This is a genomic window from Variovorax sp. GW821-FHT09D07 (assembly GCF_059416345.1).
This window is the reverse complement of sequence record NZ_JBWKOY010000008.1, coordinates 202827-218603: the sequence shown is the minus strand read 5'-3', so window position 1 is coordinate 218603 and position 15777 is coordinate 202827. Positions and strand designations below refer to the sequence as shown.

The 15777-nt window shown below is 69.5% G+C and carries 17 protein-coding genes; 9 read left to right on the top strand and 8 right to left on the bottom strand.

Features of this window, described 5'->3' with window-relative positions; all coding sequences use genetic code 11:
- Window positions 1–33: 33 nt before the first annotated feature.
- Both AC07OX_RS25325 and AC07OX_RS25320 read right to left on the bottom strand, forming a co-directional pair.
- Window positions 34–1335, bottom strand: coding sequence for a UDP-N-acetylglucosamine 1-carboxyvinyltransferase (locus AC07OX_RS25325; RefSeq protein WP_307636945.1), 1302 nt, complete (start codon window positions 1333–1335; stop codon window positions 34–36).
- Window positions 1336–1490: 155 nt separating this feature from the next.
- Window positions 1491–2408 (bottom strand): protein NO VEIN domain-containing protein, encoded by a 918-nt coding sequence (locus AC07OX_RS25320; RefSeq protein WP_489057223.1) that lies wholly within the window; start codon window positions 2406–2408, stop codon window positions 1491–1493.
- A gap of 111 nt (window positions 2409–2519) precedes the next feature.
- Between AC07OX_RS25320 and AC07OX_RS25315 the strand changes: the two genes are divergently transcribed.
- The gene (locus AC07OX_RS25315) at window positions 2520–3239 is read left to right on the top strand and encodes a hypothetical protein (RefSeq protein WP_495262191.1); all 720 of its coding nucleotides are present in this window, start codon (window positions 2520–2522) and stop codon (window positions 3237–3239) included.
- Window positions 3240–3250: 11 nt separating this feature from the next.
- Here AC07OX_RS25315 and AC07OX_RS25310 read toward each other — a convergent pair whose 3' ends face one another.
- Window positions 3251–3568, bottom strand: a complete 318-nt coding sequence (locus tag AC07OX_RS25310; RefSeq protein ID WP_495262192.1) for a hemagglutinin — start codon at window positions 3566–3568, stop codon at window positions 3251–3253.
- A 109-nt stretch (window positions 3569–3677) separates the two neighbouring features.
- On the opposite strand from AC07OX_RS25310, the gene AC07OX_RS25305 reads away from it, so the two are divergent.
- Entirely contained in the window at window positions 3678–3899 is a 222-nt protein-coding gene (locus tag AC07OX_RS25305; RefSeq protein WP_139703893.1) for a DUF7661 family protein, read from the top strand.
- Window positions 3900–3910: 11 nt separating this feature from the next.
- Here AC07OX_RS25305 and AC07OX_RS25300 read toward each other — a convergent pair whose 3' ends face one another.
- On the bottom strand, window positions 3911–4180 hold the full coding sequence (locus AC07OX_RS25300) for a hypothetical protein (RefSeq protein ID WP_495262193.1): 270 nt from the start codon (window positions 4178–4180) through the stop codon (window positions 3911–3913).
- A 107-nt stretch (window positions 4181–4287) separates the two neighbouring features.
- Between AC07OX_RS25300 and AC07OX_RS25295 the strand changes: the two genes are divergently transcribed.
- The 3 genes from AC07OX_RS25295 (at window position 4288) to AC07OX_RS25285 (ending at window position 8424) form a co-directional block, all read left to right on the top strand.
- On the top strand, window positions 4288–6387 hold the full coding sequence (locus AC07OX_RS25295; RefSeq protein ID WP_495262194.1) for a S8 family serine peptidase: 2100 nt from the start codon (window positions 4288–4290) through the stop codon (window positions 6385–6387).
- An 89-nt stretch (window positions 6388–6476) separates the two neighbouring features.
- Window positions 6477–6728 (top strand): cell division protein FtsQ/DivIB, encoded by a 252-nt coding sequence (locus AC07OX_RS25290; protein ID WP_307694038.1) that lies wholly within the window; start codon window positions 6477–6479, stop codon window positions 6726–6728.
- 91 nt (window positions 6729–6819) lie between these two features.
- On the top strand, window positions 6820–8424 hold the full coding sequence (locus tag AC07OX_RS25285; protein ID WP_495262195.1) for a phospholipase D-like domain-containing protein: 1605 nt from the start codon (window positions 6820–6822) through the stop codon (window positions 8422–8424).
- On the opposite strand, the gene AC07OX_RS25280 is transcribed toward AC07OX_RS25285, so the two are convergent.
- Window positions 8415–9401 carry a LysR family transcriptional regulator gene (locus tag AC07OX_RS25280; RefSeq protein WP_495262196.1) on the bottom strand — a complete coding sequence of 329 codons (987 nt, stop codon included), beginning with the start codon at window positions 9399–9401 and terminating at the stop codon, window positions 8415–8417. The genes AC07OX_RS25285 and AC07OX_RS25280 overlap by 10 nt on opposite strands.
- 128 nt (window positions 9402–9529) lie before the next feature.
- Here AC07OX_RS25280 and AC07OX_RS25275 point away from each other — a divergent pair, with 128 nt between their 5' ends.
- Both AC07OX_RS25275 and AC07OX_RS25270 read left to right on the top strand, forming a co-directional pair.
- Window positions 9530–10750, top strand: coding sequence for a M20 aminoacylase family protein (locus AC07OX_RS25275; protein ID WP_495262197.1), 1221 nt, complete (start codon window positions 9530–9532; stop codon window positions 10748–10750).
- Window positions 10751–10791: 41 nt separating this feature from the next.
- Window positions 10792–11787 carry a Bug family tripartite tricarboxylate transporter substrate binding protein gene (locus tag AC07OX_RS25270; RefSeq protein ID WP_495262198.1) on the top strand — a complete coding sequence of 332 codons (996 nt, stop codon included), beginning with the start codon at window positions 10792–10794 and terminating at the stop codon, window positions 11785–11787.
- A 15-nt stretch (window positions 11788–11802) separates the two neighbouring features.
- Here AC07OX_RS25270 and AC07OX_RS25265 read toward each other — a convergent pair whose 3' ends face one another.
- Window positions 11803–12003, bottom strand: coding sequence for a hypothetical protein (locus AC07OX_RS25265; protein WP_062474379.1), 201 nt, complete (start codon window positions 12001–12003; stop codon window positions 11803–11805).
- A gap of 155 nt (window positions 12004–12158) precedes the next feature.
- On the opposite strand from AC07OX_RS25265, the gene AC07OX_RS25260 reads away from it, so the two are divergent.
- On the top strand, window positions 12159–12449 hold the full coding sequence (locus AC07OX_RS25260; protein ID WP_062474377.1) for a hypothetical protein: 291 nt from the start codon (window positions 12159–12161) through the stop codon (window positions 12447–12449).
- 114 nt (window positions 12450–12563) lie between these two features.
- Entirely contained in the window at window positions 12564–13451 is an 888-nt protein-coding gene (locus tag AC07OX_RS25255) for an amidohydrolase family protein (RefSeq protein ID WP_495262199.1), read from the top strand.
- Between the two features lie 11 nt (window positions 13452–13462).
- On the opposite strand, the gene AC07OX_RS25250 is transcribed toward AC07OX_RS25255, so the two are convergent.
- Together AC07OX_RS25250 and AC07OX_RS25245 are read right to left on the bottom strand one after the other, a co-directional pair.
- Window positions 13463–14218 carry a tRNA-uridine aminocarboxypropyltransferase gene (locus tag AC07OX_RS25250; protein WP_495262200.1) on the bottom strand — a complete coding sequence of 252 codons (756 nt, stop codon included), beginning with the start codon at window positions 14216–14218 and terminating at the stop codon, window positions 13463–13465.
- A 73-nt stretch (window positions 14219–14291) separates the two neighbouring features.
- Window positions 14292–15695, bottom strand: a complete 1404-nt coding sequence (locus AC07OX_RS25245; RefSeq protein WP_495263253.1) for an NHL repeat-containing protein — start codon at window positions 15693–15695, stop codon at window positions 14292–14294.
- Between the last annotated feature and the right edge of the window lie 82 nt (window positions 15696–15777).

Genomic DNA, 15777 nt, shown 5'->3' with positions numbered 1-15777 from the left:
GTCAGCAGCAGCAGCGCGCTGCCTGCCGCAGGCTCACTCCTCGCTGGTCCACTCCACCTGCACGCCCAGGCTGCGCAGGTTTTCCACGAAGCGCGGATGCGCGCGCCGGATCGGCGTGGCGTTGCGGATCTCGGACTTGCCTTCGATGCTCGCGGCCACCATGAACAGCGCGATCGCCACGCGGATGATGTAGGGGCTCTCGACCACCGCCGGCGTGAGTGCGTGGCCGCCGAAGGTGATGAGCCGGTGCGGGTCGGACGAGAACACGTGCGCGCCGAACTTCGACAGCTCGCCGGTCCAGCCCAGCGCGCCGTCGTACACCTTGTTCCAGAACATCGCGTTGCCCTGCGCGCGCACGCCCAGCGCAATGAAGATCGGCAGCAGGTCGACCGGGAAGTACGGCCATGGCGCGGCCTCCACCTTGGTGAGCACGTTGCTGGTGAACGGCGTCTGCACCTTCAGCGGGCCGCTGCGGATGGCGCGCGACCAGCCGTCGGCATGCTCGATCTGCACGCCGAACTTGGCAAAGGTGCGGTCGATGAGCGGAAAGTTGCCCGGCGCGCTGTTGCGCACCACGACGTCGCCGCCGGTGATCGCGCCCAGCGCCAGGAAGGTGGTGATCTCGTGGAAGTCTTCGTCGAAGCGGAACTCGCCGCCGCCCAGCGTGCCGCCGCCATGCACCGTGAGCCGCGAGGTGCCCATGCCCTCGATGCGCACGCCGATCATGGCCATGAAGCGGCAGAACTCCTGCACGTGCGGCTCCGAGGCCGCGTTGGTGAGCGTCGAGGTGCCGTCCGCGGCGGCCGCGCACAGCACGAAGTTCTCGGTGGTCGTCACCGAGGCGTAGTCGAGCCAGTGGTCGGTGGGCGTGAGCCGGCCGGGCGCATACACCAGCAGCGAGCCCTCGGTGCGCTCCACCTGGCCGCCGAAGCGCTGGAACACCTCGACGTGCGGATCGATCTCGCGCACGCCCAGCGTGCAGCCCTTGACGTTGTCTTCCAGCCGCGCCACGCCGAAGCGCGCCAGCAGCGGCGGCACCAGCATGATCGACGAGCGCATTTCCTCGGGCAGGCGGTGGAGCGCCGCATCGAAGGTGGTGGCGCGGTGGTGCAGCTCGAGCGTGCCGCTCTCGTGGTCCATGCGGACCTCGCTGCCCAGCGTGCGGAAGATGTCGAGGATCTTGCGCACGTCGGTGATGTCGGGCACCCCGTGCAGCCGCAGCGGCTCGCCGGTGAGCAAGGTGGCGCACAGCACCGGCAGCACCGCGTTCTTGTTGGCGGAGGGAATGATGCGGCCGCGAAGGGGCGTACCGCCGTGCACGATGAGGTTGGACATGAAGGGGGCGAACAGAGGGGGCGAAGGCACGAACTGTTCGCGCCGGACGGCGGAACTTTACCGTTGGAAACGACGGGTTTCCGGGGGCTCAGTTGTAAGAATTTGGAAACGCCCGCGGCGCGCCGGTGCGGCCGCGGCGTTGCCCGGGAGGCCCGTCAGGCCTTGCGCTGGAAGCCCGGTGCCTGGTCCACTTCGGTCGGCTTGTAGATCTTGTGCGCCGCCGTCGCGCTGCCCGCGTCGGCCACCACCAGCAGGCGCCACAGCGGCTCGCGCACGGCGCACAGGCTTTCCTCGGGCGTGAGCGCGAAGGTCGGCAGCGCCGGGGCGGTGCCCTTCACGACCACCTTGAGCAGCATCGCGCCCTTGGCGTTCGACACCTCGATGTCGTAGCCCAGCGCCTTGCTGGTCACGTCTTCCGCGTTGTAGCCGTAGCCCTTGAAGTGGCCCATGACATAGGCCATGGCGGCGGCCTGCACGGCGTCGGTCGTGGTCGGACCGGCCGGGGCCGCGTCGGCGTCGTCATCCGCCGCGACGCCGCCACGGGCCTTCGCGGCCGTGATGTCGGCCTCGGTCGGCACCCAGCCGCGCGCACCGCGCACCAGCACCGCGAGCTGCTGCTCGGGTTCCCAGCTCGCAACGTGCCATTCGGCGTCGTCGCGCACGCGGGTCGATACCTTGGCGCTCTTGTTGCTTTCGAGCTCGGCAATGGCCACGCGGTTGGTCTGCAGCACGGCGCGGAAGCCCTGGCCGGCGTCGAAGGTGCGCTTGAGCAGGGCCAGGCGGTCCTTGGCACGCTGCGCCTGCTGGGCGCTGCGCACGCCGCCACCGGGGCGGCGCTGGGCGTCGAGCGATTCCAGGTAGAACCAGCGGCCACCGGCCGCCACGCTCACGTACTCGCCCCAGATGGTGGCGATGACGTTGTCGCCGGTGGCGAGCCAGGCGTGCTCGAACGGCTTGTCGCGTGCGTCGAACACCCCCATCTTGGCGACGATTTCGACCGGCGTGAGGCGCGGTCCGGAGAGCCGCATCTCATCGATGGCGGCGAGCACGGAGGGGTCGACTTCCTTGTCCATTCAGCGGAATTCTGGCGAGTTGGGAGGGGGTGGGAGTATGCCGCATCGGCCGTCGCTCCCCGGTGCCCGGCGCCGCGCCGCGTGTACCCTCCGTGCCTTGAAAGCCCCCGCATGCACGACCTGCTGACCTCCTATTTCTGGCACGGCGACACGCTGCGCAGCCGCAGCGTGAGCGGCATCGTGCACGCTGCCCTGCTCGACGTGCCCGAGCCCCCGGCCCGCCTCGTGGCCGACTGGCAACGGGAGATCGCCACCCACGTGCCGCTCGAACCCGGCGATGTCGAACCGATGCCGCTGGCGCGTGCGCGCACGCGCTGGCCCGACTATGCGCAGTGCGTGCAGGCGATGTCCGGCTGGCTCGGCACGCTAGGCCTGCCCGCGTCGCTGCTGCCCGCCAGCGACGTCGCCCTGATGGCCTGCCGCGGCGCCCGCTACCACCACGACGGTGCGCAGTACGGCGGCGCGGCCTTCTGCAACCTGTTCCTCAGCGAAGACAAGGGCCTGGACGTGCATTTCCCCGTCACCGGCCACCGCATCGCGCTCACGCGGGGCACGGCCCTGCTGTTCGACACGGGCCAGCCCCACGCCGTGGTGCCGCGCGGCAGCGACCACGGCTTCGATGCGGCCGACTTCCCGTCTTCGCTCGATCGCACGCAGCTGTTCCTGACCTGGGAGCTGTCGATCGAAGACGCGCAGGTGGCGCGCCTGCTGGGCGTCGACTTCGATGTCGATCCGCTCACCGGGTCGCAGCTCGATGAAGAACAGGTGCGGGTGAACGGCGAACAGGCCGAGGTCTGCGCGAACTCCGGGCGCTGGCGCAGCGGCACGTAGCGAACGAACGATCAATCGCCCTGGCGGTAGTGAGTCCCCGGCCGCGCCGCCGAATCGATGATGTCCCGCCACGACTTGCCCGCGCTTCGCAGTTGCTCGATCGACGGGCCCAGCGTGTTGCCGTAGCGGCTGTGCGACCTGGCTTCGAGGGCCTGCAGCTCGTGCGAGGGCGTCAGCGCGCGGTAGTGCAGCTTCAGATCGTCCCGCTGCGCGAAGATCCAGTGCGCCACCTGTTCTTCACTCACACCGTCGGCCAGCATCCGAGCAGCGGCAGGCCCCAGCTCGGCCACGGCCGCTTCGTAGGTCTTGCGTACGTTGAGGTCTGCCATGCGGACTCTGGAGTGGATGTGACGGGCGATTCAGCCCATTGTGCATACGACGAGGGCGCTACAGTGGCTGTCCCCTCATCTCTTTTCGTGCATGCCCGGAGCCCAAACGATGCGCCACCTCTTCAACGTGTTCGGCCGCACCCTGCGCGTCGAAATGACCGATGCCCGCTGGCGCAGCCACTGGGTCGGCGCCGACGGAAAACTGGGCCTCGCCCAGCTCGCGATTCCGCCGGACGTGGCGCCGGCCGACCTGGCGCAGTACCTCTACGACATCTACCACGAGAACGCGACGCCGACGAACGGCGATGTCTTCGAGATCGGGACGAAGTGAGCCCGGCGTTGCTATCGCTGCGCGGCCTTCGATGACGTGCGCAACATCAGCCAGGCCACGCTGCCGAACGCCAGCACGAACACCAACAGCGGCAACACCTCCCTGGCCCTGAAGCCCTGGCTCGCGAGGTTGCCAAGCAGGGTCCACGGCACCAGCGGAAACGCAAGCAGCACCACCACCGCAGGCACATGCGCGTGCAGCGGAAACAGAACCAGCGCAAGGCCGGTCGACAGCAGGCTCGCCACCAGGTACGCGAACAGAAGCTTGAACATCACTTTCATGCGGCGATTCTGACCGCCTCCTTGCCCAAGCCGGGGTGACAGATGACACGGCAATCTGCTACACCTCGCGGTACCCACCCGTCCCCCTGCGCAAGGAGATCCGACCGATGGCCCCAGCCAAGAAGCGCGTCGCCGCGAAGAAGCTCTCGCCCGCTGATACGAAAGTCCCCAGGATGCCGCACGGGGTGCTGACGCCGGCGCTGTCGTCCGGCAGCGTGCGGCTCCACGTAACCGGCCAGATCAAGCTCCTCAACAGCTGGGTCGACCTTCCGCCGGAGATGGCCGCCGCGATGGTGGCGCAGTCGGCACAACAGGCCGATGCGCCCGCCGCGGGCCACCTGCCGGGCGAGGCCTCCCCCGCCCTCACCGCCGCGCTCGCCGGCACGGCCGACGCGCTGTGCACGCGGCTCTCGCCGGTGTCGACCTTCGGGCTCGCGCAACTCCAGCGCCTGCCGATGGACGTCGAGACCTCGATGGACCCGCGCCTGCAGCTGGCGGTGATGAACCGCCGCGCGGGCAAGCAGAGCATGCCCATCTCGTCCGCCGACGGCGACTCGGTGCCGGTGGTGGCACGCGTCACCAGCCATGCCGAGTGGGCGGACATTCCCGACGTCGATGCGGGCTCCGACATCGGCACCGCCGACGACGGCACGGTGCTCGTCACGGGCCGCATTCCGCTGGGCAAGGCCGAGGCCATCCGCCAGCATCCGGCCGTGCTCAGCATGAAGGCCTCGCAGCCCGTGCTGCCGGCGCTGAACAACACCATCGCGTCGATGGGCGTGCAGGCCGACAACCCCGCGCTCGCCGGCACGGCCGGTGGCGCCGGCGTGGTGATCGGCGTGGTCGATTCGGGCGGCGACTTCGCGCACCAGAACTTCCTGAAAGCCAACGGCAAGACGCGCCTGCTGGCCCTGTGGCAGCAAGGCGCGCCGGCCAAGGCCAACAGCCCCTACGGCTACGGCCGGCTCTTCGAGGCGGCGGACATCGACAAGGCGCTGAAGAAGTCCGACCCGTACAAGGCGCTGGGCTACGACCCCGGCGCGGGCATGCCGGGCAGCCCGGGCTCGCACGGCACGCACGTGATGGACATCGCCGGCGGCAACGGCCGGGGCTCGCTGCAACCCGGCGTGGCGCCCAAGGCCGACCTGATCTTCGTCGAGATGTCGGCCCGCGACATCGCATGGACCGGCCACAACGCCGTGTTCAGCTCCTTCGGCGATTCGGTGCAGATGCTCGAAGCAGTGAAGTTCATCTTCGACCGCGCCGGCGACAGGCCCTGCGTCGTCAACCTGAGCCTGGGCACCAACGGCGGCCCGCACGACGGCACCTCGCTGGTCGAGCAGGGCTTCGACGCGCTCGTGTCGCAAAAGCCCAACCGCGCGATCGTGCTGGCGGCCGGCAATTCGCAGGAAGACAACACGCACACGGCGGGCACCGTACCCGGCAACGGGCACCTCGATGTGTCGTGGACCCTGGTCAACGGCAAGGGCGGCGAGTTCGAGCTCTGGTACGGCGGCAGCCAGCGCCTGCGCGCCGAGCTGCTGGGCCCCGACGGCGAGGTGCTCGCGAGCGTGGCGCCGGGCGAAAACTTTCCGCTCGGTGCAGGCAACGGCGAGATCGCCGCATTCCTCAGCAGCCGCATCACCGACCCGAACAACAAGGACAACGTGATCGGCATCTGGCTGGCGCCCAACTGGCCCGACGGCGAATTCAAGGTGCGGCTGCACGCCCTGGCCGCCGACGACGTGCCGTTCCACGCCTGGCTCGAGCGCCTGGACAGCGGCCAGTCGTACTTCGGCCAGCCGGTGAAGTCGCACCTGCTGGGCTCGCTGTCGACAGGAAAACTGTCGATCGTGGTCGGCGCCTACGACGCGCGCAAGACGGGCGAGCCCGCTGCCAGCTTCTCGAGCGCGGGCCCGACGCGCGACGGCCGGCCCAAGCCCGAGGTCAGCGCCCCCGGCGTGCAGGTGAAGGCCGCGCAGTCGCGCACGAAGGACGGCATGGTGAAGAAGTCGGGCACCAGCATGGCGGCACCGGCGGTGACGGGGCTGGTCGCGCTGATGCTGGCCAAGGCCCACAAAACGGGCAAGAAGCTGACCATCGCCGACATCCGCGCCAGGCTGAAGGCGGGCGTCAAGCCCGGCGGCGGGCCGGCCGGCTGGGACCCGCAGCGCGGCGACGGCCGCGCCAGCAGCGGCGCGATCTGACGATCCAGCCATGACCCCCACGCCCGGTGCGGTTGTGCCGAACCCGAGCGGGGGGTGTAATCTGTGTTCTGGCCCCCATCTGCCCTCTCATGCCCATCGATTTGCGCTCGCTCAAGAAGCTCGACTTTTCGGCCGCCCCCGCGCCGGTGTCGGGCGAGCGCGTCGTCGTGCTGGTCAAGCTGTGCGAGGGCGCCGAGCGCCCGGACTACATCGCCGCGCGCGCCGACATTTCGCCGGGCCTGTTCTCGGCCGAGATTCCGATCGACAAGCTCCAGCAGCTCGAAGCCGACCCGGCCGTCGAGTCGGTCGAGCTGTCGCGCCGGCTGCCCAACATCTCCTGACACGCGACCCACCCGGGTCGCTGCCTTCGCGCATGCCATGCCGGCAGGCGCCCGCACACGCGTGCCCCACCACCCAGCCCAAGGAGCTTCCATGAAAGTGCTCGACGATGCCGCGCGCGCGGCGGTCCGGTCGGTGATCGCCACCCACCAGGTGCAGCTGGCCGCCCTGCCCGGCTACGTGGCGGCGGAGCCGGGCTTTCCGCTGGTCGACGGCCGCTTCCTGCGCGAGCCCGCCGTGATCGTGCTGGTCGACCGCAAGCGGCCCTTGTCGGAGGTGCCCGTGGCCGAGCGCGCGCCCCGGCAGCTCGGGCCGTACCGCGTCTGCGTGATGCAGGCCGACCCCGCGCGGCAGCTGGCCGCCAGCACGGACTTCGAGGACACGGTGAACGCGCTCGCCGAAGCCGCCGTCAACCTCGTCTACAAGCCGCCGGCAGGCCAGCCCATCGACAAGGTCTACAACGTGAAGCAGCCCTTCCTGTGCCACGTCGGCCCCGATGCGGGGTGGCCGGTGCTGCGGCCCTTTCTCGAGGGCACCACGCGCTCGCTGTCGGTGGCGATGTACGACTTCAACGCCGACCACGTCGCCCAGGTCTTCATCGACCTCGTGCGCGACGGCGGCATCGCGGCGGCGCTGAGCTGGGACGACGGCATGACGCAAGAAGAGCAGGTCATCCGCAAGAAGCTGCGCAAGCTGCAGCAGGAGGCCGACTTCACCGGCTGGCTCGTGCAGTGCGGCAAGGGCCGCCGCTTCGCCAGCGCGTACCACGAGAAAGTGGCGGTGCGCGACCACAAGGCCTTCTGGCTCTCGAGCGGCAACTGGAGCAAGCGCAGCCAGCCCGACATCGACCCCGTGGCCACGCCCGCGCAGGCCAAGGGCATGTTCAGCAAGGGCAACCGCGAATGGCACGTGATCTGCAGCGACGCCGCGCTCTCGAAGGTGTTCGAGAAGTACATCCTGCACGACCTCAAGGCCTCCGAGAAGGAAGAAGCCGACGGCGCGGCCGACGCGGCGCTGGACGTGGCGCCCAAGCTCACGTTGCCCGACGTGTTCGTGCCGCTGGACCACCTGCTGGAGCAGGCCGTGGCCTTCGCGGGGCCGGTCGTGCCGGTCGAACCCGCGCGACTGCCGGCGGTGAAGACCACGGTGAAAGTCCAGCCCGTGCTCACGCCGGACAACTACCTGCCGCACATCAACGCGCTCATCGACAGCGCACAGACCTCGCTGTACCTGCAGTTCGCCTACATCACCTGGAGCGATGCCGACAAGGACGCCGACTTTCGCGCGCTGCTGCGCAAGCTTGCAGAGCGCAGCACCGAGCCGGACCTCGACCTGCGCATCATCCTGGGCAGCACCAGCGCGGCCGACAACATCCGCAAGCTGGTCGAGGCGGGCTGCAACCAGGACGTGTTCCGCGTCCAGGGCAGCATCCACAACAAGGGCATCATCGTGGACGGCCAGGCGGTGCTGGTGAGCAGCACCAACTGGTCGGGCGACGGCGTGCTGCGCAACCGCGACGCCGGGCTGATCATCCACAACGACGAAGTGGCGCAGTACTACCAGCAGGTCTTTCTCGACGACTGGGATTCGCGCGCCAAAAGCCGCGTGGACGACGATCCGCCGGTGACGCTGGCCTCAGCCGGCACGCCCACGCCACCGGGCATGGTGCGCATGTCGTGGAGCGACTATCACGGGTGAGGCAACGGGCCGTCCGGTGCCGCCTCGATGAAATCCACCGAGTGCAGCACCCGCCGCAGCTCCGGATCGTCCGAGGCCTGCCACGCCGGCAGCTGCGCCAGGAAGTGCGCGATGAAGCGCGCCGCCGCATGCGACGGCGCCTCCTGCGCGCGGCGCACGATGCCCACGACGTTGCTGTGGAAGCGCTCGCGCAGCTGCAAGGTCACCAGCGCATGGCGCAGGCTCTCGGTTTCCACCAGCGGCCAGGGACAGAAGGTGAGCATGTCGGTCTTGCGCACGAGGCCCAGCATCATCGACGGCGAATGGGCCAGCTGGATGCGCTGCACGGGCGCGGCCAGGCCGTGCTGGCGGAACAGGTTGTCGAGAAAGCTCGCGCCCTCGCCCGGCGTGAAGTTGAGCACCCAGTCGTCCTGCAGCAGCTCGGCCATCGACTGCGCGCCAGCCCGCGGATGGCCGCGGCGCGCCACCACCGTCATGTCGTAGCGGAACAGCGGCTGCGACTGCAGCCCCTGCATCGCCTCGTCGGGGCCGATGCGGCCGATCAGCAGGTCGAGGCTGCCTTCGCGCAGCCGCGGGTAGCTGAGCGCCGACAGGCCGTCGAACATCTCGAGCTGCACGTGCGGCAGCTCTTCGCGGAACAGCGACACCACGCGCGGCAGCAGGGTCTGCGTGATCCAGGGCGTGATGGCCACGGTCAGGCGCTGCTGCGCGCCGGTGTCGCGGTGGCGTGAGAGCGTGTCTTCGGCCTGGCGCAGCTGGGCCAGCACGCGCTGCGCATGCTCCAGCAGTTCCAGGCCGGCCGGCGTGAAGGCGATGCCGCCGCCGTGGCGCGTGAACAGCGCCACCTGCGCATGCGCCTCGAGTTCGCGCAGGCCCTGCGTGACCGTGGCCTGGGTGACGCCCAGCGCCCGCGCGGCGGCGCGGATGCTGCCTTCGGAGGCGACGGCGGCGAGATAGCGGAGCTGGTGCAGCTTCATGGCGGCCGATTATCCGCAGCCATCGGTGGCGACAGGCGCCGCCCACCTCCGCATGGCGGCGCCTGTCTGCCCCGGCGGGCAGCGAATTCCTAGACTCGCCGCAAGACAGCAAGGAGACAGATTCCCCCATGACGACCTACACCGTCGACAACGCCGCCGCCCTCGAGAGCGTGCTGCCCGCCGTGCGCGAGGTCGCGCCCGAGATGGTCGGCCTGCGCCACCGCATCCACGCCCACCCCGAGCTGGCCTACGAAGAGCACGTCACCAGCGAACTGGTGGCCACCCGCCTGGCCGACTGGGGCTACGAGGTGCACCGCGGCCTGGCCGGCACCGGCGTGGTCGCCACGCTGCAATGCGGCACGGGCACGCGGCGCCTGGGCCTGCGCGCCGACATGGACGCACTGCCGATCCAGGAAGCCACCGGCCTGCCCTATGCCAGTCAGGTGCCCGGCAAGATGCACGCCTGCGGTCACGACGGCCACACCAGCATCCTGCTGGCCGCCGCGCGCGTCATCGCGCAGGAGCGCAACTTCGACGGCACGCTGCACCTGATCTTCCAGCCGGCCGAGGAAGGCCTGGGCGGCGGGCGCCGCATGGTGGAAGAAGGCCTGTTCGAGCGCTTTCCCTGCGACGCCATCTTCGCGCTGCACAACATGCCCGGCTTTCCGGCGGGCAAGTTCGGCTTCAAGGAAGGCTCGTTCATGGCCTCGTCCGATTCGGTCACGATCACGGTGACGGGGCGCGGCGGACACGGCTCGGCGCCACACCTGTCGGCCGACCCGGTGGTGGCGGCGGCGCACATCGTCGTGGCGCTGCAGACCATCGTGTCGCGCAACGTCGACCCGCGCGAGATGGCGGTGGTGTCGGTGGGCGCGATCCACGGCGGCGACGCGCCCAACGTGATTGCCGACAGCGTGCAGATGCGCCTCACGGTGCGCGCCTACCGCCCCGAGATCCGCGCCATGCTGCGCGAGCGCATCACCGAGCTGGCGCAGGCACAGGCGGCCACGCTCGGCGTGAAGGCCGAGGTGGACTACCACTGGCGCTACCCCGCGCTGGTGAACGACGAGGAGTCCACGCGCTTCGCACGGCAGGTCGCGCGCGACTGGCTGGGCGACGACGGCCTGCTGCCGCCGCTGGCGCCGCTCACGGGCAGCGAGGACTTCTCCTTCATGCTGGAGCGCTGCCCCGGCAGCTACCTGATCGTGGGCAACGGCGAAGGCGAGCACCACCGCACCGGCGGCTGCATGGTCCACAACCCCGGCTACGACTTCAACGACGCGATCCTGCCGATCGCGGCCAGCTACTGGGTGCAGCTGGTACGCCGCTTCCTCGCCGCGCAGGCCTGAGCGGGCCTTCTCCTTTCCCACTCTTTCGTACTGGAACCGCGATGACCCGTCTTGCTTCTTCTTCCGTTTCGCGCCGCGTGGTCTTGAGCGCGCTCAGCGCCGCCGCCTTCTGTGCCGCAGCCCCCACGTTCGCGCAGGGTACCTACCCCGCCAAGCCCATCAAGCTGCTGGTCGGCTACGCGCCGGGCGGCTCGGTCGACATGGCCGCGCGCGTGGCGGCGGACATCCTGTCGGCCAAGCTCGGCGCGACGGTGGTGGTCGAGAACGTGACCGGCGCCGCGGGCGTGGTCGCGGCGCAGCGCGCGGTGAGCAGCCCGGCCGACGGCTACACGCTGCTGGCCGGCTCCAGCAACGAGATGGCGGCCACGGTGCTGGTGAACCCCGCACAGCGCTACGACCCGGTGAAAGACCTGGCCCCGGTCAGCTTGCTCGCCTTCGCGCCCGTGCTGCTGGTGGCGAGTCCGAAGGTGGGCGTGAAGAACCTCGACGAATTCATCGCGCTGGCCAAGCGCAACCCCGGCAAGTACAGCTACGGCAGCTCGGGCGTGGGCTCGACGCTGCACTTCGTGGGCGAGCAGATCAAGCAGCGCGCGGGCCTGTTCCTCACGCACATTCCCTACCGCGGCACCGCGCCGCTCACGAGCGACCTGGTCGGCGGCACGCTCGACTTCGCGATCGTGTCGCCCACCGCCGCGGCGCCGTTCCTGCAGGGCGGGCGGATCGTGCCGCTGGGTGTCTCGTCGGCCAAGCGCTTTCCCGGCCTGCCGCAGGTGCCGGCGCTCGGCGAGCATCCGCAGCTCAAAGGCTATGAGCTGAGCGGCTGGTTCGCGCTCGCGGGCCCGAAGGACCTGCCCGCGCCCATCGTGCAGAGCCTGCGCGCGGCGCTGCAGGCCGGCCTGGCCGACCCGGCGATCCGCCGACGGCTGGAAGAAGGCGGCTCCATTCCCGCCACGGGCAAGGAAGACCTCGGGCAGATCATGCGCGAGGACACGGCCAAGTACGCGACGCTGGTGAAGTTCGCGAACATGCGCGACTGAGGCCTGCCGGCCGTTTCAGCGCGGGGCGTCGCCGCCCTGCCGCTCCTCCACCCACCACTTCGCCTGCGCGGCATTCATCGCGCGCGCGTTGACAATCATTTCCTCGATCTGCGCACGCGTGGCCGGTGAATCGACCATCCACGCGGTCTGCACGGCATGCGCGGGCCCGCCTTCGGCGAGCCGGTACTCCAGACAAAAACGAACCTCATTGCTCATCGGTGATCGAACCCTCTCTCTGCCACCGATTCTGTCTGACTCAAGTGAAACAGAACGCTTCTTCGATGCGTCGCAGCCACAGGAAGCGATGGCGTTTTGAGGCCATTCGTTCACAATGATTGCACCGTTGTTGCAGCGGAAAGGAGTGTGAAACCATGTTCGACTTCTTGTTTCGGCCCACCCACACGGCCTATTTGAAACGTGCCTCGGCACTGCTCGAAGAGGCGCAGATGGCACGCATCGAACACCAGGCTGCCGCAGAGCATCACAGCGCCCTCGCCCGCATGTACGCGGAACGTGCCCGGCGGCTCGAGAACGAGCTGTACCGGCAACCGCGCGCCGCGGAGCACGGCACCGAGGCAGTGGCGGTCGCGGTGGAAGACCGCCCGCAGCTGTACTCGCTGGATGGCAGCCGCAAGGCGACGACGCACCCGGCCGGCAGCTGACGCCGGCCCGCGCGATCGCCTCGAGGTCGCGCCCGGCGACAAGGGCGCGGCTGTGCCGATGCGGTGATCCGGGGTGATGTAATCCGGCTCCCCGGCCCCCACCGCGAGAACCCCATGCGCTTCATTGCCCGCTTCGCCGCCTGCGCGGCCCTGGCCCTGTCCCAAGCCCACGGGCAAACCGCCGCGCCTTACGACGGCCCGCTGTTCGACACCCACCTGCACTACAACCAGGAAGCCTGGGACGGCACCGCCGGCCCCTTCCCGCCCACCGAGGCGCTCGCGCGCATGCAGCGCAACCAGGTGAAGGCCATCATCGCGAACTCGCGGCCCAATGCCGGCACGCAGACCCTGGCCGCCGCACGCGAGACCCGCGCCGCCGGCGTCACCGTGGTGCCCTTCGTGCGCCTGTACCGCAACCGCGACGACTACAACAACTGGTTCCGCGACGAAAGCATCCACGAGATGGTGCTGGCCGAACTGGCGCGCGGCACCGCCAGCGGCCCCTACCGCGGGCTCGGCGAATTCCACCTGTACGAAAGCGCCAACGCCAACGGCCCCGTGGCGAAGAAATTGATCGCGCTGGCCGAGGAGAAAAAACTCGCCGTACTCGCGCACGTGGACGACGTGGCCGTCGACCTGCTGATGGCCAACGCACCGTCGAAGGGCCGCGCGCTGCGCCTCATCTGGGCCCACACCGGCATCGGCGGCACGCCGGTCGAGCGCGTGCAGGCGATGCTGGAGCGCTACCCGCTGCTGATGGGCGAACTCTCGTACCGCCCGGGCCTGACCTGCGAAGGCGGTCGCCTGTGCCCCGAATGGCGCGCGCTGATCCTCAAGCACCCCGATCGCTTCATGGTCGGCTCCGACACCTGGGTCAACCAGCGCTGGAGCGCCTACGACGAGATCATGCGCGGCTACCGCACCTGGCTGGGCGACCTGCCGCCCGCCGTGGCGCAGCGCATCGCCTGGGGCAACGCGGCGGCGCTGTTCGACCTGCGCTGAGACGGACCATCTCAGGCGGCCTGATCGCGCCGCGCGGCCACCTCGCGCAGCCGCTGGTGCGCGGCGCCGTCCCACGCGACCGGCTGCTGGTTTTTCGCGCACAGGTAGTGGTGCGTGAACACGCCCAGGTAGGCGTCCAGCGTCTGCTGCGCGGCCTGCTCGCCGGCCAGGTCCATGCACATCGCCGCCACCTCGCTGGTGCAGAAGTGGTCGCCGCGGCCAGAGTTGCGCAGCTTGTACTGCGTGATCTGCTCGGGCTGCAGGCTCAGCACCGGCAGCCGGTCGAGGTAAGGGCTGCGGCGAAACATCTTGCGCGCCTCGGCCCAGGTCGCATCGAACAGGATGAAGAGCGGACGCTTCGCGACACCGCCACCGGCCGCATCAGGCGACGAAGGAACGCCCAGCACCACGCGCTCGGGCGCCGCGTACTGCCCCGGGAACACCACGTAGGGCTGCCATTGCGGGTCGTCCAGCAGCGCCAGCAGCGCGGGATCGGTCTCGGTGCGGGCCCAGCCGAAGGCGAAGGTGTCGGCCACCACATCGGCCACCAGCCACCCCGTGTTGGTGGGCTTGAGCGGCTCGATGTCGGCCATGAGCAGGCACACCCCCGCGCGCGTGGCCACCGGAGGGCGCACGGCGCACATGCAGTGGCTGGGCACCAGGCGGCAGCCCGCACAGCGCTCGCGCTTGAAACCGCCACGGGCAAGAAAGGGCTTGGCGCTGCGCGCCAGGCGCGCGGCGCGAAGGAGGGAGACGGCGTGAGGCATGCCCCGATTCTCGGTGGCGTGGCCGTCGCGTGGCGGCCCCTGCCCTCACCGACACTGACGCGATGCCTCGGGATCAGGGCGTGCGAACCGGCGTGACCTTGCGGATCAGGTTGTTGAAGGTGTCGGCCACGTACAGATTGCCAGCAGCATCCACCGTCACCCCATAAGGCTGCTTGAACGTGGCTGCCGTGCCGATGCCGTTCTGCGCGCCCAGCACACCAGGCTGGCCGGCGATCGTGGAGACCACGCCCGCCGGCGTGATCTTGCGCAGCAGGCTGTTGCCCGTGTCGGCCACGTAGATGATGCCGTCGCTGTCCACCGTCAGGCCGCTCGGCTGGTGGAAAGATGCCGAGTTGCCGGCCCCGTCGGCCGCCCCGGCCTGGCCCGAACCCGCCAGCGTCGTGACCGCGCCACCGGGCGTGATCTTGCGGATGCGGTTGTTGCCGCCATCGGCAACGTAGACGGTCCCGCCCGCGTCGACCGCGATGCCGTAGGCCATATTGAAAGACGCCGCGCTCCCGGTGCCGTCGGCGAAACCCAGCGCACCCGAACCGGCCAGCGTGGTGACGTCGCCAGCAGGCGTGATCTTGCGAATGACGGCGCCGAAGAGTTCGGTCACGTAGAGGTTGCCGGCGGCATCTGTAGCGACCGACGCAGGTGCATTGAACGTGGCGGAAGTGCCATGACCATCGAGCGAACTGCTGTTGCCGTTCCCGGCGAACGTGGTCACGTCAGCTGCCGGCGTGATCTTGCGGATGCGGTTGCCGTTGAATTCCGTTGCATAGGCATTGCCCGCAGCATCCAGCACAAGACCGGCCAGCCCCGCGAACGATGCGGCCGTGCCGTTGCCATCCCCCGAGCCACCACCGGCACCGCCGCCCGCAAAGATCGAGACATCGCCGGCAGGCGAGATCTTTCGCACGAGATTGGTTCCTACGTCGGACACGAGCAGGCCGCCGCTCTTGCCGACGACCACGCTGTACGGGAGGTAGAACGATGCGGCGGTCCCGTTGCCATCGACCGAGCCGGTGGTACCCGATCCGGCGAACGTGGACACTTGCGCCTGCACCGCCGAGCACGCGACCGCCACGTCGCCGACGTCGGCCGCCGCCTTGCCGCTGCCCTTGCTGACGGTGCAGAACTGCCACAGCGGCTGGGTGCGTACGCTGACCTCGTAGGCCGCACCTTCGACGAGCGCGGTGGTAAAGGTGAACTTGCCATCGGCCGTGAGCTTCAGGTCGTCGCCCGCATTGTTCTGGAGCACCAGGCTGCCGGTGAGGCCAGTGACGGTGCCGCCGACCGTGTGGGTCACGACCACGGGAGGCGCCGGCTCGGGCTGCGGCTGTGCCGGCGCGACGATCGGCAGGAAACCCGCGCCACCGCCGCTTCCCCCACCACCGCCGCAGGCCGCCAGCAGGACGATCACACCGGCCATGGCGCTGCAGCGCCCGTAAGAACTCACTCGCTTGGAAAGCATCCGACGCCTTTTTGGAGAAACCCGCTCTCCGGCTGGAGCGCCCAATTGTTTCTGAATGTCTATTTTTGTAATTAACCTGCGC